The organism is Megasphaera intestinihominis, assembly GCF_040096415.1.
Taxonomy (GTDB): domain Bacteria; phylum Bacillota; class Negativicutes; order Veillonellales; family Megasphaeraceae; genus Megasphaera; species Megasphaera intestinihominis.
On record NZ_JBBMEU010000020.1, the window covers coordinates 14,253 to 35,000 of the forward strand.

Here is a 20,748-nt window from a genome sequence, read left to right on the forward strand (position 1 = left end):
CTTTTGATGCATCTATCTTATATCGAAGCGAAGGCCTTGTCAAGTTTTTCTTTTTTGCTTGACTTGGAGTTGACTCCATGTCTTATAATGACTTATATCAAAAAAAACAGGAGGAATTCTATGAAAGCCAAATATAAAAAAATCATCGCCTTTTCCCTGGCCGCTGCCGTCATCGCCGCCGTCAGTGCCTATACCTGGCTGCCGGGTACGAAGACCGTCGCCAGACAGGGCGTCAAGGCCACCAAAGCCGCGGCGGCCCACTACCTGTCGACGGATGCCGTCGATGCCTCGAACATCCGCCAGGTCATCACAGCCGACAGCACGACGTCGCGGACCTTCATGTGGCAGTCGGACTACGCCGAAGAGAATCCTGTCGTCGAATACCGCCAAGCCGGCGACGACGATTCCCTCATGCAGCTCCCCGCTTCCAGTGACGCCTTCAGCGACGATGGCGTGACGACGTACATCCACACGGCGGCCGTCAGCGATCTAAAACCGGGTACGGCCTATGAATACCGCGTCGGTGCCGGCGACAAACGCAGTGACTGGCAGTCCTTCCATACGGCCCAGGGCCATGACTTCAAGGCCCTCATCTTCCCGGATTCCCAGTCCAGCGACTACAGCGTCTGGGCCGCCACGGCCCAACCTGCCTGGCAGCGCAACCAGGACGCCCAGTTCTTCATCAACATGGGCGACCTCGTCGACAACGGCCAGGACCATTACCAGTGGAACGCCTGGTTCGACGTCGTCGGCGACATGATCGCCCGCATCCCCGTCGTCCCCCTCCTGGGCAACCACGAAACGTATGACAAGGACTGGAAAGTCCGCATGCCCGAAGCCTACCTGCACCTCTTCGCCCTGCCTCGTATCGACAGGGAAAAATACCAGAACCAGTTCTACTCCTTCGACTACGGTGACGTCCACTTCGTCGTCCTCAACACGCAGTCCCAGGAACTGGCTGACTTCGAGCCCAGCCTCGACGAAGACGAAGTGGCCTGGTTCAAGGAAGACATGGCCAAGACGACGAAGAAATGGAAAATCGTCCTCATGCACAAGGACCCGCTCCAGTACGGCTTCGCCAACCGGCCCCAGCCCCGAGAAGAAGGCTTCTCGCCCGAAGGCCGGCTGTGGATGCCCCTCTTCGACCAGTACGGCGTCGATGCCGTCCTCTCGGCCCATCTCCACACCTACCGCGACCGGGGCCATATCAGGAACTTCCAGCGCGATGAATCGGGCCCGCTGTACCTCATCACCGGCGTCGCCGGCAACGTCCAGTATCCGGGATTGTGGAAACAGCACAGCCTCGACGAATACGTCGCACCCCAGCCGGAAACGGACAATTACATGACCCTGGAAGCGACGGACGACAGCCTGACCTTCCGCAGCTTCCTGCCCGACGGCCAACTCTTGGAGGAAAAAAGTATTTCCTCGCACAAATGAAAAAAAGTATGATATAATAGATGCAATCCGGAAGTTCCTTCAAAACGGTACGGATACGAATTGACAAGGAGGAATAAAAATAATGGCACAGATTACAAAAGACACGGGTATCATTGAAGCCGTTCAGAAATATCCGCAGATCATTGAAATCTTCCAGCAGTACGGCCTCGGCTGCATTGGCTGCATGGCTGCTCACTTTGAAACCATCGGCCAGGGCGCTGGTGCCCACGGCATCGACGTCGACGCACTCATTGCTGACCTCAATGACTGCATCGCTGCTAGCGGAAAATAAGGGTGGAAAAAAGCGTTGTCCTGACGGACAACGCTTTTTTAGTGGCTCGTGGTTAGTGGTTCGTGGCTCGTGGCTCCCCTCATAGGGGAGCTGGCCGCCGAAAGCGGCCTGAGAGGTTGTTTTTGACCAAGAAAAAGGACCCTCGCACGATGGCAGAAACCTTCGTGCGACAGGCCCTTTTTTAGTGGTTAGTGGCCCGTGGCTAGCGGCTCCCCTTATAGGGGAGCTGGCCGCCGAAGGCGGTCTGAGAGGTTGCTTTTGACCAAGAAAAGGACCCTCGCATGATGACGAATACCGTCATGCGAGGGTCCTTTTGCGGCCGGCGGACTGCATTATTCATTATAATCCGTGGCGGGCGCCCCACGTGGCGCCCCTACATGCGAACGGCGGCCTGCATTATTCGTCATAATCCGTGGCGCCCTACACGCGGACCGCGGACTGCGAACTGCGGCCTGCGGAACGCCCAAGGGGCGTTCCTACCCTTGATGGCTGACTTCGTGGCCGCCACCCAGGTGTTCCGGATAGCCGCGCTGAGCAAAGTCGGCAGCTGCCGTGAAGAGGATGTCTGTCGACGAGTTGAGGGCCGTTTCGGTCGAGTCCTGGAGGACGCCGATGATGAAGCCGACGCCGACGACCTGCATGGCGATATCATTGGAGATACCGAAGAGGCTGCAGGCCATGGGGATCAGCAGCAGCGAGCCGCCGGCAACGCCGGAAGCACCGCAGGCGCCGATGGCCGAAAGGACGCTGAGCAAGAGGGCCGTCGGGAAGTCGACGGAAATGCCCAGGGTGTGGACGGCAGCCAGGGTCATGATGGAAATGGTGATGGCTGCGCCGGACATGTTGATGGTCGCACCGAGCGGAATGGTGACCGTATACGTATCGGGATTGACGCCGAGTTCCTTGGCCAGGGACAGGTTGACCGGGATATTCGCGGCCGAGCTGCGCGTAAAGAAGGCCGTGACGCCAGACGTCTTGACGCATTTCCATACCAGCGGGTACGGATTGCGGTGGATCTTGGCGTAGACGATGATCGGGTTGATGACGAAGGCGAAGAGCAGCATCGACCCTAAGAGAAGACAGAGCAATTTAGCATAGCCGATGAGGGCACCGATGCCGTTGGACGAAACGGAGTCGGCGACGAGGCCCATGATGCCGAGCGGAGCCAGGCGGATGATCCACTGGACGCAGGTCGTGACAGCGTCGGCACAGTCATCGAGGACGGCTTTCGACGATTCGGAGACGCGGCGGACGGCAACGCCGAACAGGCAGGCCCAGCCGAGGATACCGATGTAGTTGCCCGTCATCAGGGCGTGGACCGGGTTGTCGACGATGTTCTTGAGGATCGTCGTCAAGACTTCGGCAATGCCTTCCGGTGCCTTATTGCTGGCAGCCGATACGTCGAGCTGCAGCGTCAGGGGGAAGACGAAACTGATCATGACGGCAAAGAAAGCCGCTAAAAAAGTACCGATGAGATACAGGATGATGACATCTTTGATGTTCGATTCGTGGTCTTCCTGTTTGCGGCTCAGTGCAGCGGCGACCAGGACGAAGACCAGTACCGGGGCGATGCCCTTCAAGGCCCCGACGAAGATGACGCCGAGCAAGGCCAGTTCCTTCCCTGCTGCCGGGAAAGCCATAGCCACGGCGATACCGATGACCAAGCCGATGATGATCTGCTTGATCAGGCTGATGCGGTTCAATGCATTCCATAAACTATGCATAAATAAAACCTCCTACCCTAATTCCATGTTACAAATGTATAATGTATGAATACACTTGTTTATTATAAAGCAAAAGCCGTAAATTTTCAATAAAAAAAAGAAATCTCATGTAAAGCTCTTTGTTATCACGTAGGTTTTCTTTGCCTTTGATGTATGATGTTTGACGAAAGGCTCTCCTCATAGGAGAGCTGGCCGCCAAAGGCGGTCTGAGAGGTTGATTTCTCAGCATTTGTAGTTTTTAGTGGATAGCACTAAATTTAAAACCATCCGCTAACTGCTAGCCGCTGACTGCTAAAAAAAGGGGCTGTCGCACGTGTGACAGTCCCTTTTTTCATATATCAAACTTTTATTCACTTAATACGGCAGCGCAGCGGGCGCAGAGGGTCGGATGGTTCGGATCCGAGCCGACAGTGTCGCTGTGGATCCAGCAGCGTTCGCATTTTTCAGCTGTCGACGGAGCGACGACGACTTTCATGTCGCCGTGGTCTTCACCGGCAACGGCTTCAGCCGGGGCTTCGCCTTTGACCAGTTTGGCTTCGCTGACGATGAGCAGCGTGGCCAGCTGATCCTGCCACTGGCTGAGGAAATCGTAGTCTTCGCCATCGGCATAGATGGTGACGGCTGCGTCCAGGGCATGGCCGATCTTGTGTTCCTTACGGGCGCCTTCGAGGACACGCGTCAAATCGCGGCGGTACGACAGGAACTGAGCCCAGCGGGCATCGAGGTCAGCGTCGAGATATTCTTTGTGAGCCTTGGGCCAATCGGTGAGCAGGACACTTTCTTCCTTGCCTTCGACAGCGGGCATGTTCTGCCATACTTCTTCGGCCGTGAAGGACAGGACCGGTGCGACGATCTTGACCAGCGTATCGAGGATGATGTACATAGCCGACTGGGCGCTGCGGCGGATATGGGAATCAGCCTTTTCCGTATACAGGCGGTCTTTGATGACATCCAGGTACATGGCGCTCAAATCGACGGTGCAGAAGTTGTGGATAGCGTGGTACATGACGTGGAACTGGTAGTTTTCATAAGCATCGGTGACTTCTTCAAAGACCTGTTCCAGACGCAGGAGAGCCCATTTATCGAGGTCCGTCATGTCCTGGTAAGCGATCGTATCCTTAGCCGGATCGAAGTCGGCCAGGTTGCCCAGGAGGTAGCGGAAGGTGTTGCGGATCTTGCGGTAGACGTCGGAGAGCTGTTTCAGGATCTTCGGCGACAAGCGGATATCGCCCTGGTAGTCAGCCGACGATACCCACAGGCGCAGGACGTCAGCGCCGTATTTTTCGATGACTTCCTGGGGAGCGACGGTGTTGCCGACGGATTTACTCATCTTGCGGCCTTCGCCGTCGACCGTGAAGCCGTGGGTCAGGACCGATTTGTACGGAGCATAGCCGTTGACGGCAACCGACGTGAGCAGAGAGCTGTTGAACCAGCCGCGATGCTGGTCCGAGCCTTCCAGGTACATTTCGCAGGGATAATCGAGGTCCGGGTCATTTTTCAGTACGCCCTGATGGGTGCAGCCGCTGTCGAACCAGACGTCCATGATATCCGTTTCCTTGCGGAAGTGCGTGCCGCCGCAGTGCGGGCATTTATAGCCTTCCGGCATGAGTTCCTTGACGTCGTGCATCCACCACGTATCGGAGCCTTCTTTGGCGAACATCTTCTGCAAATGAGCGATGGTTTCATCGTTGATGATGTGTTCGCCGCAGTCTTCGCAGTAGAAGATAGGAATCGGCACGCCCCAGACACGCTGACGGGAAATGCACCAGTCACCGCGGTCGTGGATCATATTGTAAATGCGGTCATGGCCCCAGGACGGAATCCATTTGACCGTGTCGATGGCATCGAGGGCTTTCTGGCGGAAGCCGTCGACCGAAGCGAACCACTGTTCCGTAGCACGGTAGATGATCGGTTCCTTGCAGCGCCAGCAGTGCGGATACTGATGGCGGAACGTGCTCTTGGCAAAGAGGGCGCCCAGTTCAGCCAGTTTCTTGATGACCGGTACGTTCGTATCGAAGACGAACTGGCCTTCAAAGCCGGGAACCTTGTCGGTGTAACGGCCCGTGCCGTCGACTGTGCCCAGCGGCTTGAGGCCCCAGGCAGCATATTTTTTGCAAACATCAAAGTCGTCCTGGCCATGGTCCGGAGCGGTATGGACGAGGCCGGTACCAGCTTCGAGAGTGACGTGGTCGCCGAGGATGATGGGGACTTTACGGTCATAGAAGGGATGCTTGAAGACCAGGCCTTCGAGCTGTTTGCCCGTCATGACGTCGGGCAGGACTTCGTAGTCGTCGACTTTGCCGGCTTTCATGGTCGGTTCGACCAGGTCTTTGGCCATGAGCAGGTATTCGTCGCCGATGCGTACCCAGACGTATTCAAAGTTTTCGTTGGCACTGATGGCGACGTTGCAGGGAATGGTCCACGGCGTCGTCGTCCAGATGAGGGCGAAGACTTTGTCCGGATCGGCACCTTTCGGCATATGGCAGCTGAGGTCGACGGACTTGAATTTGACGTAAATGGAGAAGGATTTATCATCCTTGTATTCGATTTCAGCTTCAGCCAGGGCCGTTTCGCAGTGCGGGCACCAGTAAACGGTCTTCAGGCCTTTGTAGATGTAGCCTTTCTTGGCCATTTCCCCGAAGACGCCGATCTGAGCGACTTCGACGGGCTTGCGCAGCGTCAGGTACGGATGGTCCCAGTCACCGAGGACGCCGAGGCGGATGAAGTCTTTCTTCTGTTCTTCCACGCGGGCCAGGGCGTAGTCACGGCATTTGGCACGCAAGTCGAGGGGGGCCATTTCGTGGCGGTTCAGGCCCGTATCTTTGATGACGGCGTGTTCGATAGGCAGGCCGTGCGTATCCCAACCGGGAACGTATTTCGTATAGCAGCCCTGCTGGGTCTTATATTTGAGGATAATGTCTTTTAATACTTTATTCAATGCATGGCCGATGTGGATCTTGCCATTGGCATACGGAGGACCGTCGTGAAGAATGAACTTGGGCGCACCGTCCCGTTTCTTCAAGCGTTTTTCATAAATCTTGTTGTCCTGCCAGAATTTCAAAAAATCCGGTTCCCGTTTCGGCAAGTTGCCGCGCATGGGGAAATCGGTCTGAGGCAGATGTAAAGTCTTACCGTAATCCATTGTGTTTCCTCCTCTGAATCTGTGAAAAAAAATAACGTCTCCGTCCCAAAAAGGGACGAAGACGTAATCACCGTGGTACCACCCTATTGACTGCCGGAGCAGCCACTTTGACGCGCAATAACGACGCGACCCGGCAGCTGGTTCGCAGCTGCAGCTCCCAAGTGATCCGCCAGCATGCGGCCTTTGCCGGGCTCTCACTATCCCCGGTTCGCTGAAAAGGCACAGGCGACACTGGCCGTCTTGTTCATCGCTTTTCATTTTTTTGTGACAATTACTTGTACATAGACGTATTGTAAAGGCTTATCCCCCATTTGTCAAGAGGCTTACTTCCAATACTGGACCGTACTTTCATCAATGCCGATGGAAGCCGCCTTGAAGACAGGGTTCCTGCCTTCCTTCTTCTGCTGCTGGTAGTCGCGCATGGCCTTGACGGCCGTGTTGCCCAGGATGAAGCAGGCCGGGATGTTGATGAAGCACATGACGGCCATGAGGATATCGGCAATATCCCAGACAGCGGCCATGGACATGCCGGCGCCGACGAAGACGACGAGGACGCAGACAATGCGGAAAGTATTGACGAAGCCGTGGGACGGCGCGCCCTTGTGGATGAAGCGGATGCAGTTATCGACATAGAACAAGTTGCCGATGAGCGTGGAAAAACCGAAGAGCAGCATGCAGATCGTAATCAGGAGCGGACCGAAGCCGCCGAAGACGGCCGTAGCTGCATTCTGGACGTAAGCCGCACCGGCTACTTCCTTAGTGATGGGCACGCCCGAGAAGAGGCCCATGAAAGCCGTAGCACTGCAGACCAGGAGGGTATCGATGAAGACCGACAGCATCTGGACCAGGCCCTGTTTGACCGGATGGCTGACATCGGCTGCGGCTGCTGCATTCGGGGCCGAACCGATACCGGCTTCGTTGGAATAGAGGCCGCGCTTGATACCGTAGACCATGCAGGAGCCGGACACGCCGCCGAGGATGGACTGGAAGTCGAAGGCATCGGCGAAGATCATGGCGAAGACCTGCGGCAGGCTGGTAATGTGGAAGACGATGACGATGAGCGCTGCCAGGATATAGATGCCGCCCATGAGCGGAACCAGGACCGATGTGACCTTGATGATGCGCTGGCCGCCACCGATGAGGCAGTAGGCGACGAGAGCCGCAAAAATGGCGCCGATGATCCACGGCGTCGTCGTCGGGTCGTAGAAGCTGTAGACCAGGAACGTCGACTGCATGTTGAACGAGCAGAGCAGGTTGAAGCCGCCGGCATAAGTCACGATCAGGGAAAAGGCGAAGAGGACGCCGAGCCAGCGCTTGTGCATGGCCGTTTCAATGTAGTAGGCCGGACCGCCGTAGCTGTGGCCCAGGGGATTGCGGCGCTTGTAAATCTGGGCCAGCGTGCTTTCAATGAAGGCCGTAGCCCCGCCGATGATGGCCAGAAGCCACATCCAGAAAACGGCACCGGGACCGCCCAGGCAGATTGCCGTCGAGACGCCGATGATATTGCCCGTACCGACACGGGACGCCGTCGAAACCATGAGGGCCTGGAAAGACGATACTTTCCCGGCTTCCGTCGGTTTTTCCATGACGACGCGGATACTTTCCGGGAACAGGCGCAGCTGGACACAGCGCGTCTTCCAGGAAAAAATAAGGCCGGCTGCAATGAGGATGACCATTAAGATAGGATAATAAAGGACATCATCGAGGTAGTTCAGGACAGCCATAATCATAGAATCACATCCTTACCATAAAAATAAAAATATAAATAAAAATTAAAAAAAGTCCTATAAAAAGGATACGGTATGATGTGATAATCTGTCAATAGGCTATGGATGGTTTGTATCAGGCCGTTCCTATCTTCCCGGCCCTGTAGTATAATGAAACAGAAAGGCAGGGATTTACATGACAGCTATTGAACAAGTAATACAGAAGGCTATCGCCTTCGACCACGGCGATGCCCGGCGCATCCATCATTTCCTCAAGGTCTACGCCTATGCCGACACCATCGGCCGCCTGGAAGGACTGCCCGAAGACCAGCAGGACATCCTGCGCACGGCTGCCGTCCTCCACGACATCGGCATCCACGCAGCCGAAGAAAAATACGGTTCCTCGTCGGGCAAATATCAGGAAATCGAAGGACCCGCCCCGGCCAGGGCTATCCTGGAAGAACTCGGTGCTGACGAAAAGCTCATCGACCGGGTCTGCTTCCTCATCGCCCACCATCACACCTACGACGGTGTCGACGGACTGGACTACCAGATACTCCTGGAAGCCGATTTCCTGGTCAACGCCTACGAAGACCAGCTGAAACCGGAAGCCATTGCCACCTTCCGCGACAAGGTATTCCGCACCCCGTCGGGCCTGCAGTTATTGAAAGACACCTACAATGTATGAAAGGGGTAATTACGATGACAAATATTGAAAAATTCGTCGACATGGTAAAAAATTCCGATAACATCGTCTTCTTCGGCGGCGCCGGCGTATCGACGGAAAGCGGCATCCCCGATTTCCGCAGCACCGACGGCCTGTATAACCAGCACTATAAATACCCGCCCGAAACGATCCTCAGCCACTCCTTCTTCATGGACAACACGGAAGAATTCTACCGCTTCTACCGCGACAAGATGCTGGCCCTCGACGCCCAGCCCAACATGGCCCACATCAAGCTGGCCGAACTGGAAAAAGCCGGCAAATTGAAAGCCATCGTCACCCAGAACATCGACGGCCTGCACCAGAAAGCGGGCAGTAAGAATGTCCTGGAACTGCACGGCAGCGTCCACCGCAACTTCTGCATGCACTGCAACAAATTCTTCGACGCCGAATACATGAAGAATTCCACAGGCATCCCCAAGTGCGACGCCTGCGGCGGCACCATCAAGCCCGACGTCGTCCTCTATGAAGAAGGCCTGGACAACGACGTCATCGAACAGTCCCTGTACTACATCAGCCACGCCGACATGCTCATCATCGGCGGCACGAGCCTCGTCGTCTACCCCGCTGCCGGCCTGGTCCGCTACTACCGCGGCCATAAACTGGTCCTCATCAACAAGTCGAGCACCGACATGGACAGCGCCGCCGACCTGGTCCTCCACGACCCGATTGGCGAAGTCTTCAGTCACGTAAAATTATAAAGAAAAGGTAAACTTCCTTCTCATTTGACACACAGTCATAACACATCGTAGTATACTAGAGGCAGTGTATAATTTTATGCACTTTTCTGCATACGCAAAAAGAATGAGAAGAAAGAAGGTCTTTTATTCGTGAAGAAACAAGTAGTCTGTACCCTGGCAGCCGCTTCTGACGAAGGCAATAATCCCTATGTCGATTTGGCCAAAGTGGACTACAACTTCGGCAGCAAGAACTGGGAACTCAGCGTCGGCCGCAATGACGTCTACCGCATCGGCCGCGACGCCTACGGCCTGCAGTACTTCGATGCCCTCGACGGCGCCGAACTGCGCTATCACAACGATAACTTGGCCATCACCACAGGCTACGGCAAATTCAAAGACGGCAAGAAACCCGGTGTCGATACAGTGAAGCCGATTTCCGACGCCGCCCATTCGGATCACTTCAGTACGGATGGCCTGAAGACGGGCTACGGTGAAATCGACGCCTTCTTCGGCGGCGGCAAGGCCGCCCGTTCCGAAGCCGGTTTCTACTACAACCGCCTTCATCAGTCCAACCACAGTTCGGGTGAAGACTATTTTGCCAAATATATCGCCGGCTCCTTCATGGGCGGCAACCCCTTCACGTGGCGCTTCTCCAGCGACATGGACAACCAGCGCAGCTGGGGCATCGGTGCCGACTACATCGTCGCCAAGAACCTGAAATTCAGCGTCATGCAGTCCTTCGCCAGCCAGGCCAAGACCGGCAGCCCGGACCCCCACGAAATGACCCGCATCCACTTCCAGATGCTGTTCTAGTAGGGGCTTGCACGTGGCAAACCCGCCCCAGAATATGAGCGATTTTCCAACTCGGGGAGAGCGTTTCCAAATGCCCAGCGGGTCGCCCACGCGGCGACCCCTACCGCACAATCTACTATTCCCCTTTTTCCACTAGTTCTCGTTCATATATTATCCGGTCTTCCTCGGTAAAAACGTTGAAGACGACTTCTATCGGCTCATGTTGCCGCAGCCACTGCGATACGGTGGTTACGACAAGGTGGGCTGCTTCTTTTTTAGGAGATCCAGGAATACTTAGGCCCCGACGACGCTGATGCGCTGATTGATGTGATGGCCCTTTTCGATTTCATCGACCATGGTGATGGCGTAGTCAGCATAGGAAATATTACATGAAAAAAGGAGCTGTCGTACGAAGACAGCTCCTTTTTCTGTAGGGGCGGGCCGCCCACGGGCGTCCCCTACAAACTATAAACTCCGTTCTACAAACTACAAACTCCATACTACAAACTATAAAGTAAGAGGGGTCTTGCATGATGGCAAAAACCTTCGTGCGACAGCCCCCCACTTTCCTTAGAAATAGACCAGGGTGACGCCGGCACCACCGCCTTCTACGTCGTCGAGCTGGTATTTCTTGACGAAGGGCTGGTCGTCGAGGAAGGCGTGGATCTGACGGCGCAGGGCACCGCTGCCCTTGCCGTGGATGATCTTGACCGGACTGAAGCCGGCAGCCAGGGCCTGGTCGAGGAAGCGTTCTACTTCCGGCAGGGCTTCGCTGAAGGTCTTGCCGATGATGTTCAATTCCGTGGCCACGCTGGACGTGCGGATAGGCCGGTACGACGAGGCGGCAGCGGCTTTCTTTTCGGCCTGTTGTTCTTTCTTCAATTCGTCCAGGTACGGCGCACTGACGTCTTTGAATTTGACCCGGACCGTCATGCCCCGGACGGAGACGGTCAGCTGTTTGCTGCCGATGTCTTCGACCGTGCCGACGCTGTCCAGGTTGTTGACGAAGACCTGCTGGCCGACTTTCAATTTCGACAGGTCGACAGGGTCGCGCTGGGGCTTTTCCGCTTCAGGCAGGGAAATCTGCTGGATAGCCCGGCGGGCCTTGTCGATGGCCTTGGCCTTTTCCCGGTCCGTCCCCTCCTTGGACTGGGCCTTCAGCTCGCGGATAATCTTTTCGGCTTCGACGCGGAGGTTGCGCTTGAGGTCGACGGCATCGCGGCGGCTGGCGTCGATGATATCCTGCCGCTTTGACGTGACCTTGTCCTTTTCTTTGCGCAAATCGTCTTCCAGTTTCCGCGCTTCGCGCAGGCGGTATTCCAGTTCCGCCTGTTCTTCGTCCATCTTTTTGGCCTGTGCATTGAGCTGGGTCAGGACTTTTTCCATATTCATGTCCTGAGCCTTGCTGCGCAGGTCTTTGGCTTTTTCCAGGATATCCTTGGGCATGCCCAGGCGTTCGCTGATGCTGAAGGCGTGGGAACTGCCGGCCGAGCCGATGCGCAGCTTGTACGTCGGCTTCAGCGTTTCCATATCGAACTCGACGTGGCCGTTTTCGATGCCCGGCGTATTATAGGCATAGTTCTTGAGGTCATTGTAATGGGTCGTGACCATGACATACGAGCCTTTCTGGTAAAAGGCATCGAGGATGGCAATGGCGATGGCACTGCCTTCGGCCGGGTCCGTACCGGAACCGAGTTCGTCTGCCAGGATGAGGTCTTCCGGCCCGCAGTGCTTGAGGATGTAGATGAGCTGCTTCATATGGCTGGAAAAGGTACTCAGGTTCTGGGAAATATCCTGTTCGTCGCCGATGTCGGAAAAGACGTCGCGGAAGACGGGCAGTTCCGACGATTCGCCGACTGGGATGAACAGGCCGGCCTGATGCATGAGGACCAAAAGGCCCAGGGTCTTCATGGAAACGGTCTTGCCACCCGTGTTGGAGCCCGTAATGAGCAGGATGCGGTAATCGCCGCCGATGACGATGGTATTGGGCACGACGTGCTTGGCGTCGATGAGGGGATGGCGGGCCTGGATAAGCCTGATTTCCCGCGTCTTGGAAATAGCCGGACGGCAGGCTTTCATCTTCAAGGCTAACTGGGCCTTGGCAAAGGCGAATTCCAGCTGACCGACACACTTCGTGCTGTCATACAAGTCATTGTACTGCTGCTGCACTTTGGCCGTCAGGCGGCGGAAAATGCGTTCGATTTCCTTCGTTTCGCCAATGCGGGCGGCCTGCAGGTCGTTGTTGGCATTGACGATGGCCAGCGGTTCGACATAGAGCGTCGAACCACTGGCCGACGTATCGTGGACGATGCCGGGAAAGGCATGGCGGTATTCCTGCTTGATGGGGATGACATAGCGGTTGTTGCGCACTGTGACCAGGGCATCCTGGAAATACTTCTGGTATTCCTTGTTCTGCAGGACATTATTGACATAGCGCTTGGTCTGCCGTTCCAGTTCGACGATACGGCTGCGCAGGCGCATCAATTCCGGCGACGCATTGTCGCGGATCTGGCGGTTGTTGTCAAAGACAGTGGCGAAAGAATGAGAAAGCTGGGAAAAATCGCCGATGACCTCAGCCTGTTCGGCCAGCTGGGGATACTCAGCCCCCCGTTCGGCGAAGAACGACCGGATTTCCCCATAATGCTGGAGGTTATTCCAGATATCGATACATTCATGGGAATCGAGGGTCACTTCGCGCTTGGCCTTTTCCAGGGACGGACGGATATCGACGATGCCGCCGAAGGGCGTACTCGTTTCCGTCTGCATGCAGCGGACGGCTTCTTCCGTATCGGTCAGGTTCTTTTCAATGACATCGCCATCGTTCACCGGTCTCAGGCGGCGGGCGATTTCTTTAGACAACCGGGACGGGGCCAGGCGGACCAGCAGGTTCTGGACCTGGTAGAATCCCAAAATCCTCATACTTCTTTTATTCATAAATGGCATTACTCCTGTTGTTATAAGATTCCGTGGAAGAAATGACCGCGCGTCACGGTCTGGTCTTCCCTGCCTAAGAGCATCGTTTCCGTACCGTCACAGAGGCGGCGGTACCGGCTGACCTGCTGGCCGATCCACTGCGGCGTGCGGCCGCGGCCTTCGATGCGGATGGCGGCGATGCCGGCGCGGCACAGGTCTTTATAGTACGGCGCCATATCCAGATCCCGGCTGTTGAGGATGTGGTTGCGGCAATACTGGTCGGTGACGACAGGGAACGTTTCGTCCCGGCGGTCCCGCAGGGCATAGGCACCGCGGTTGCAGACGCCCGGGCAGCCTTTCTTCTGGCCCTTGCCGGCAAAGGACGAAATGACGCAGGACTCAGTGACCATCATTTCGGCCCGGCCCTGGACGACGGCTTCGATGGGACAGCCGCTCTGGCGGACCATTTCCTTCAGCTGGCGCAGTGTCGCTTCGACAGACGCCGTAATGGCCGTACAGCCCAAGGACGCATAGGCCCGGGCCGCCTGGCTGTTAAAGATATTGAGGGACCAATCGGCCCGGACGGGCACGGTAATATTCAAGTCGGCTATCATGGCGAAAATGGCCATGGCACCGGCATAGATACCATCGACGCCGGCCGTGATGGCCCGTTCCAGTTCGTTCTGGACGACCAGCCGGTTCTCTTCGCGGACAATACGCGGCGTACCGGCCCACAGCGCCGCGCCCTGTTCATGAGCGGCCTGGACGGCGGCCTGCCAGGCCTTGGTGCCGAAGGGATGATGATGGTACGATTCGCCGCCAAAGATGATGACGTCGGCACCCTGGTCCGCGGCGGCGACGACGCCGTCGACACTGTCACAGCGGACGACGAGCTGCATGGCCTCCTTGTCCCCAGGCTGCCTGTCCGGAGCCTGCCGCTGCCGGGCCTTTCCGGCTGCCGGCCGCGGGTAATCCGCCAGGATGGCCTCGGTCAAAGCCTGAACGGCCTGACGGCGCAGGCCGTTCAGGACACTGGCCGGGATCATGCGCGTTTCATCCCACACGGTCACACTGGCCAGGGCAAAGGGCGTATCGCCCAGGCGGCCGAGCTGGCCCTGGACGTAATCGGCCGTTGCCGGCCGCTGGCGGGCCGGTTCAGGCTGGAAATCGGCTACGGCCGAGGCGGTATGGCCATTTTCATCCCACAAGGTCAGGCGCAGGTTCCCCTGGTCTTCCGTGTCGACATGGCCATAGATGGAAAGTTTCCGCGTCAATCCGCCGGCCATGTCATCAGCCGTCTGCCGCCCCGACGGATTGCGTTCGGTCAACGTGCGGCGGCTGACGGAATCTCCCAGGAAATCGGCCTGATAACTGCGGTTAAAGGCGCCTTCCAGGAGGGCTGCCGCTTCGTGATGGGCGGCCTTGCGCTGCTGCGGGCTCTGGTAATGGGCATCGATGACCCTGCGGTACGCCGAAACGACGGTCCGGACGTACGTATCGCCCTTCATGCGGCCTTCGATTTTAAAGGACGTGACGCCGGCATCGAGCAAGTCGTCGATATAATCGAGGGATTTCAAATCCTTCAGGCTGAGGACATAGGCCTCGTGTTTCATGACAGGTTGGCCATCGCAGAGCAGCGTATAAGGCTGACGGCAGGGCTGGGCACAGGCACCGCGGTTGCCGCTGCGGCCGCCGAGGAAGCTGCTCATCAGGCACTGGCCGGAATAGGCCATGCACGACGCACCGTGGATGAAGACTTCAATGGGAATGGACGACTGAGAAGCGATGAAACGGATTTCCTGCGCCGACAACTCGCGGGACAATACAGCCTGGGTGAAGCCATTGGCCTCAAGGAAACGGACGCCGTCCAAGTCGGCCACAGTCATCTGCGTACTGCCGTGGAGCGGCAGATTCGGCGCGACTTTCCGGGCCAAAGCGGCTACGGCCAGGTCCTGGACGATGATGCCATCGACGCCGAATGAGTCGAGGAGCTGCAAATAGGCCGACAAAGCCTCTAATTCCGTGTCTGCCATGAGGATGTTGACTGTGACATAGACTTTTACACCAAATAAATGAGCCGTCCGGACAGCCTGTCCGATTTCAGCATCGTCGAGATTATGAGCAAATTTGCGGGCATTGAAGCCTTTCCCGCCAAAATAAACGGCATCGGCACCGGCGTCAATGGCCGTGAGTACATTTTCTAAAGAGCCTGCCGGGGCTAATAATTCTGCCATGAAAATCCTCCTACTTTTAATAGTTTATAGCATAGAGTTTGTAGTTTGTAGAAATTGGGTTTTAAATTTTTGCCCTCACTACAAACTAAAAACTAAAAACTGCGAACTCAAAAAGCGCTATCGTCATACGGCAATTACGCTTTTACGATTTATGTGTCCCAGCCAACTGCTGATAAATACGAGTGAGCAGCTCCGCCGTGACGGCATATGGCGTCCGCTGGACACCGCCTGTCGGCAAGGTCAGGGTGACGAATTTTTCGATTTCTTCGTCGCTCAAATCGACGGTATCGCCCATGAGATCCTGCATAAGGGCCGCAAAATCGCCGGCACCGGACAGGCCCAGGATAGCCCAGACCTTTTCCGCCTTATCGGCCATCGTTTCTTCCATGAGCTTCATGTACGCCGGCAAGAGCAGGCCATTGGCCCGGCCATGGCTGAGTCCCTTATAATAGGTCAGCATATAACCCATGCTGTGGACCATGGTCGTCCCCGTCTGGGCAATGGTGATGCCTGCCAGGGTCGAGCCATAGAGCAGGTCTTCCCGGACGACAGGCGAAACGTCGCCTTTGAGGTCCGTCAAATGGACGCCGAGGAAACGCATGGCTTCTTCGGCCCAGACATCGCTCATGGGCGTCGACGCCGTGGACATATAGCCTTCGATGGCATGGGACAAGGCATCAATGGCCGTATCAATGGTGACGGCTTCGGGCACACTGTCCGTAAAGGCCGGGTCGGCAAAGGCATAGACCGGGAAAATGAGCGGCGTATTGATGGACTGCTTGGTCCCGGCCTTGGGATTGGTCAGGACGCTGACCTTGGTCACTTCACTGCCCGTCCCGGCCGTCGTCGGTACGGCGACGATGGGCAAGGGCTTGCGGTACGGGCCGGTAAACAACTGTTCATCATCCAGCTCCTGCTCCTGCGTGCAGACCAGGGCGATGGCCTTGGCCGCATCCATGGGCGAACCGCCGCCGATACCGATGACGAAATCGACGCCCTCTTCCATAGCAAAAGCAGCGGCCTTGCGGATCGTCGCTACAGACGGATTATTTTCGACCTCATCAAAAAGGAACCAGGAAATCCCCAATTCATCCAGCTTTTCCACGACGGCAGCCTGGGACCCATTCACCTTGGCCGAATGACGCCCCGTGACCAGCAGCGCCTTGCGTCCCAGATCAGCCAGCACTTCGCCGGACTGAGCGATACAGCCCTTTCCAAAAAATACCTTCGTCGGCATATAATACGTAAACATGCAGATTCCCCCTTCACACAGCAAACAGCTTATTTCCTATCCATTTTAACATCTTTAGGCCGCTTGGGCTAGTGGCGGGACGGGTTCAAAAAGGGGCTGTCATATGAAGACAGCCTCTTTTATTTTATAGTTTTTAGTACGGAGTTTGTAGTTTGTAGAAAATGGTTTTAAATTTAAAAGCCTTCACTAACAACTACAAACTGCAAACTTGATACTCAAAAAGAGGCTGTCGCACATGCGACAGCCTCTTTTAATGGCATAGGTTTGACGAAAATATCTTGAAAAAATATTAACGTTTCGAGAACTGAAATTTAAGGCAGGAAGCGGCCTGCCAGCATTTTTGTATATTGCGCGTCTATTACAATGCCAACAGAAAACGAATGTTCTCGAATGTATTTTGTGTTGTGAGGATGGAGAGGACAGCTCATTTCGAGCTGTCCTTTTTGAGCTTCTTTTTTAGCGCATCTGCTTTTTCTTGCCGGTCTGCAAAGTATCGCTGTTCCGCTGCTTTTCTGGCCGCTTTAGCGTCATCCAATTTGTCAAAAAATCCTAAATGAATCTGCTTTCGGCCAACACTTATATAAGCCCGGTATTGGCCATTTCTAAAGACAGACACTCCAGGAACTCCAGTACTGTTATTCCTATTAATTTCCCGCCCAAATCCGGCGTATTTAATAGCTACGTGTTGCCGGTGTACTTTGGCCGTCAATTTACGCCCGTCTTTAAGTACCAGGCTGTCTCCCTCTTTCCGCTTACATCCGCACGAAAGAGATTTCCCCTGGAGCAAATTATAAACGTAAATCATTTTTTCTTTACCGCAAATGCAACGGCATCGTACATAATCATGCCGGGTAGCATCTGGTGGCTCGATAACGGTCCAGTAGCCAAATTTAGTCCCAATTCTTATGTCGCTCTTTCTCATAAGCCAAGGCTTTCCACGAGTACCAGGCGCTGACCAGCTGTCAATGCTTCGATTTTTCCCGACAGCTGCTTCCGATTATCATCGGATCCGGTGGTTGCATCCAGCACGTCAAGATGCAGGCCACGGATTTTGCGCCGGTCAATAACGGCTCCGCACAGCACTTCACCCATGATTGCCAATTCTGTTTCTGTCAGCTCTGGCAGGGTATCTAAATCAAGCATAATCTGATACCTTTCAACAATCTCCCCTAGCCGACGAGAAAAACCGCTTGTGCGGCGGCTGTCTCCGCGTGTTTCATCAGCGAGCCGTTCGAGCGGTTCCGACATATAAATTGTTCTTTTCATAGTTTTTCCTCCTTATGTGAAAGGCGGCCATTTCTGACCGCCAAATAAATTACCATTCTCTGATTTCATATTCTTCCACCCATGTACCTGCAAATATTTCTCTTAAGTACGAGAAATCAAGTTCGTCCCACGTCATATCATTTTTTTCGCAGTAATCGTTGACGATGTCTGTGACGTCTTCAGCGACGTCTTCAAATAAGACATCATCATCGTCTTCCGTTTCTTCGATTTCGCGAAGAGCGGCGAGCCGGTGACTGCCGGTTACAAGGCCCATATTCGTGTACAGAATCGGGGCGCCTTTCCAGCCGTTCTTTAAAATAGATTTTTTGATTTCGGAAACTTTGTTTTCATCTACGTCGTTTACTAACGGTAAAGAGCTGATGTCGAAATATGTAGCCATAATTTTCCTCCTTGGCGACTTCCTTACGGTGCGCTCTCAAGATTTATTTTGGAAGGTCTTGTTTTCCCCTTCCTTGATTATATTATAACATATATACGTAGAAAGTCAATAGTTTTATACGTATAAAATAAAAAAATAGCCCCCGGCCACGCTCGTGACCAGGGGCTTGTTACATAATGCGATATTATTTTATCAAACAGCCGACAGCCAAGGCCCCGGCTACGACGGCCCACGTATCACGTTGCCGGGTCAGCCCGGCTTCCTTCTTAGTCATTGAGTTGATTTGCTCTGTCAATGTCGCTAAGGATTGACTCTGCTTGTTCAAGGCTTCGCTGGCTTGACTCAATGAGCTGTCGGCTGTCGTCAATGACTGCCTTGTTGTCGTCAACTGTTCTTTCGCTTGCGTCAATTGATTCTGCAAGGCTGTTGAGTTGCTGTCCAGCTTGTCTAATCTGCTCTGTAGCTGTGCTAACGTTTTCTCTTGCTCTCTGATTGTCGTCTTTAACTGATTGTACTGTTCGAGTGACATCTGCACTGTCTTCACGGGCGCGGCCGTCGTAGTATCGGCACAAAAGCCAGCCAAAGGCGAACACAAGGACAAGGACAACGCAAGATACAATAAGGGTCTTTTTATTTTCGGCAATCTTATCAACCTCCTCTTTTAGATGTGGAAGATACAAGGGGATCGCCTCCTGTTAGTCGTCGAAAAGGTTATCTGCATACATATAGTCGCCGTCGATGAGCTGGCCCCCAATCGGCAGCTTGTCAGTATCCTGCCAGACAAAAGCTTTAATGTCGTCGACGTCGCCCCATTCCGCGTTCCAGGTTGAGCAGTTTAAGGCACGCCAATCAATCGGCGTGGACCCGCCGTTGCCCCATCTGTCGGATACACGGTCTTCCAGCCAGCCGTAGGATGCATAGACGCCCGTTCCCAGGCCAATATTGTCAATCCATGCCTGACACTGGGCTGTCGCTGTTTCGCCGGTGAAATCATAGCTATTTCTTTCTTTCCAATGGTCAGCGTCTTCCAAATCAAAGAATACCGGCAGTTCCAGCAGGACGCCCGCGTCGGCAATGATAGCCGCGCATTTCCGTGCGTGGTCCGCTGTGACGTCCGGCGTGAGCGAATAATCATAGTGATAAGCGCCGACCTTAAGGCCGTATTCATGCGCCATCTGGACATTGTGGCGGAACTGTTCGTCTTCGTGCCCGTTACCCCAGGAACAGCGTACATAGACAAATTTACAACCGCTATCGGCGGCGGCCTGCCAAAAATCGGCGTCTAAGTATCCCTGTGCTTGGGATACGTCAAATCCTCGAATCATATCTCATTTCTCCTTTACTTTTTCCACGCTATTCGCCGCTGTAGGCGCGTTTTGCGGTTGTACCGGCATTACGTGTGGCGCGGAGTTGAAACGGCTGTCATAGCCGTATTTCGTCCAACAGGCTTTACCAAGGCCGACGACGGTAGCGATACCACCGATAACGGCCGTCACGCCGCTCCAACAGCTCATTAATTCAAAGTGTGTCCCCCTTAGTGCGTTACTCCAGTAGCCGAAAAGCCAGCTGAACAGCACAAGGAACAAAAATATCATCATAAGGATGCTCATAATGATGATTAATTGGAGCCAGTGCTTCTGGCCCCACTGACCGAGCTGGGTTATTTTTTCTTTCATAGCGCCGCCCCCTATATACGCTGTAAGACAGCTGTTAATGTGGATGCAAAAATACCAACTACGGTTACACTTGTCCCTAGCGTCCAACAAATATCATGCTTCAAATCATCGATCCTGTGGTGTGCTGATTTGCTGGATTCAATCGCTTGGACTACTTCGCGATTAAGATCAGTAAGCTGGGCTTCGATCCGCCCCAAACGATCTATTAATTCATCGTCATTCATATAAACCTCGATTCTATTTGTATTCTGCGTCCATGTCTTGTAAGATTTTTACAACTGCATCGCGATATTTGGCCGGCACTTTATCGAGTGTGACACGGCGCATGATCACTTGGAGTGCCCAAAACTTAGCCATTGCTTACCACCTCACTTGCCATCTCCGCAATAGCGTTTTCTAATACGGCCACGCGCTCTTCTAATGCCGGTTCCGGAAAATCGGCCGTCAAGAAGAGCTGGTCGAAATTAGCTTCTACGTCCTCTTTTGATAATTCTGTTTGGATGTTCT

General features: G+C 54.6%; 18 protein-coding genes. 5 read left to right on the top strand and 13 right to left on the bottom strand.

All coding sequences use genetic code 11. The features are described from left to right. Positions 1-120: 120 nt before the first annotated feature. Positions 121-1,440, top strand: coding sequence for a purple acid phosphatase family protein (locus tag WMO23_RS04695; protein WP_292105460.1), 1,320 nt, complete (start codon positions 121-123; stop codon positions 1,438-1,440). Between the two features lie 82 nt (positions 1,441-1,522). Further along, on the top strand, positions 1,523-1,732 hold the full coding sequence (locus WMO23_RS04700) for a DUF1858 domain-containing protein (RefSeq protein WP_292105457.1): 210 nt from the start codon (positions 1,523-1,525) through the stop codon (positions 1,730-1,732). 476 nt (positions 1,733-2,208) lie between these two features. Here the strand turns inward: WMO23_RS04700 and sstT are convergent, their stop codons facing one another. From sstT to WMO23_RS04715, 3 genes are all read right to left on the bottom strand, one after another. Next, the gene (sstT, locus tag WMO23_RS04705) at positions 2,209-3,456 is read right to left on the bottom strand and encodes a serine/threonine transporter SstT (RefSeq protein WP_020310996.1); all 1,248 of its coding nucleotides are present in this window, start codon (positions 3,454-3,456) and stop codon (positions 2,209-2,211) included. 346 nt (positions 3,457-3,802) lie between these two features. Beyond that, complete coding sequence (gene ileS / locus WMO23_RS04710; RefSeq protein ID WP_292282045.1) at positions 3,803-6,598, bottom strand: isoleucine--tRNA ligase; 2,796 nt, start codon at positions 6,596-6,598, stop codon at positions 3,803-3,805. A gap of 323 nt (positions 6,599-6,921) precedes the next feature. Then, positions 6,922-8,328, bottom strand: coding sequence for an alanine/glycine:cation symporter family protein (locus WMO23_RS04715; RefSeq protein WP_020310994.1), 1,407 nt, complete (start codon positions 8,326-8,328; stop codon positions 6,922-6,924). Positions 8,329-8,500: 172 nt separating this feature from the next. Here WMO23_RS04715 and WMO23_RS04720 point away from each other — a divergent pair, with 172 nt between their 5' ends. The 3 genes from WMO23_RS04720 (at position 8,501) to WMO23_RS04730 (ending at position 10,521) form a co-directional block, all read left to right on the top strand. Further along, a complete protein-coding gene (locus WMO23_RS04720) occupies positions 8,501-8,992 on the top strand; it encodes an HD domain-containing protein (RefSeq protein ID WP_020310993.1) in 492 nt (163 codons plus the stop codon). Between the two features lie 14 nt (positions 8,993-9,006). Next, a complete protein-coding gene (locus WMO23_RS04725) occupies positions 9,007-9,729 on the top strand; it encodes an NAD-dependent protein deacylase (protein WP_020310992.1) in 723 nt (240 codons plus the stop codon). A 129-nt stretch (positions 9,730-9,858) separates the two neighbouring features. Then, complete coding sequence (locus tag WMO23_RS04730) at positions 9,859-10,521, top strand: hypothetical protein (protein WP_292108136.1); 663 nt, start codon at positions 9,859-9,861, stop codon at positions 10,519-10,521. A 549-nt stretch (positions 10,522-11,070) separates the two neighbouring features. Here WMO23_RS04730 and WMO23_RS04735 read toward each other — a convergent pair. From WMO23_RS04735 to WMO23_RS04780, 10 genes are all read right to left on the bottom strand, one after another. Then, positions 11,071-13,434, bottom strand: a complete 2,364-nt coding sequence (locus WMO23_RS04735) for an endonuclease MutS2 (protein WP_036201013.1) — start codon at positions 13,432-13,434, stop codon at positions 11,071-11,073. 20 nt (positions 13,435-13,454) lie between these two features. Further along, positions 13,455-15,647, bottom strand: a complete 2,193-nt coding sequence (locus WMO23_RS04740) for a U32 family peptidase (protein ID WP_349173357.1) — start codon at positions 15,645-15,647, stop codon at positions 13,455-13,457. A 142-nt stretch (positions 15,648-15,789) separates the two neighbouring features. Further along, complete coding sequence (locus WMO23_RS04745) at positions 15,790-16,899, bottom strand: iron-containing alcohol dehydrogenase family protein (RefSeq protein WP_349173359.1); 1,110 nt, start codon at positions 16,897-16,899, stop codon at positions 15,790-15,792. Positions 16,900-17,323: 424 nt separating this feature from the next. Beyond that, positions 17,324-17,821: a hypothetical protein gene (locus WMO23_RS04750; RefSeq protein WP_349173361.1), complete on the bottom strand. Its 498-nt coding sequence runs from the start codon at positions 17,819-17,821 to the stop codon at positions 17,324-17,326. Next, positions 17,818-18,165, bottom strand: a complete 348-nt coding sequence (locus tag WMO23_RS04755) for a hypothetical protein (RefSeq protein ID WP_349173363.1) — start codon at positions 18,163-18,165, stop codon at positions 17,818-17,820. Before WMO23_RS04755 ends, WMO23_RS04750 begins: the two co-directional genes overlap by 4 nt. Before the next feature lie 49 nt (positions 18,166-18,214). After that, on the bottom strand, positions 18,215-18,565 hold the full coding sequence (locus tag WMO23_RS04760) for a hypothetical protein (RefSeq protein WP_349173365.1): 351 nt from the start codon (positions 18,563-18,565) through the stop codon (positions 18,215-18,217). Positions 18,566-18,831: 266 nt separating this feature from the next. After that, entirely contained in the window at positions 18,832-19,245 is a 414-nt protein-coding gene (locus tag WMO23_RS04765; RefSeq protein WP_349173367.1) for a hypothetical protein, read from the bottom strand. 15 nt (positions 19,246-19,260) lie between these two features. Beyond that, positions 19,261-19,890, bottom strand: a complete 630-nt coding sequence (locus WMO23_RS04770; protein WP_349173369.1) for a GH25 family lysozyme — start codon at positions 19,888-19,890, stop codon at positions 19,261-19,263. Between the two features lie 3 nt (positions 19,891-19,893). Next, positions 19,894-20,241: a hypothetical protein gene (locus tag WMO23_RS04775; RefSeq protein WP_349173371.1), complete on the bottom strand. Its 348-nt coding sequence runs from the start codon at positions 20,239-20,241 to the stop codon at positions 19,894-19,896. Positions 20,242-20,252: 11 nt separating this feature from the next. Further along, positions 20,253-20,465 carry a hypothetical protein gene (locus tag WMO23_RS04780; protein WP_349173373.1) on the bottom strand — a complete coding sequence of 71 codons (213 nt, stop codon included), beginning with the start codon at positions 20,463-20,465 and terminating at the stop codon, positions 20,253-20,255. Positions 20,466-20,748: the final 283 nt, after the last annotated feature.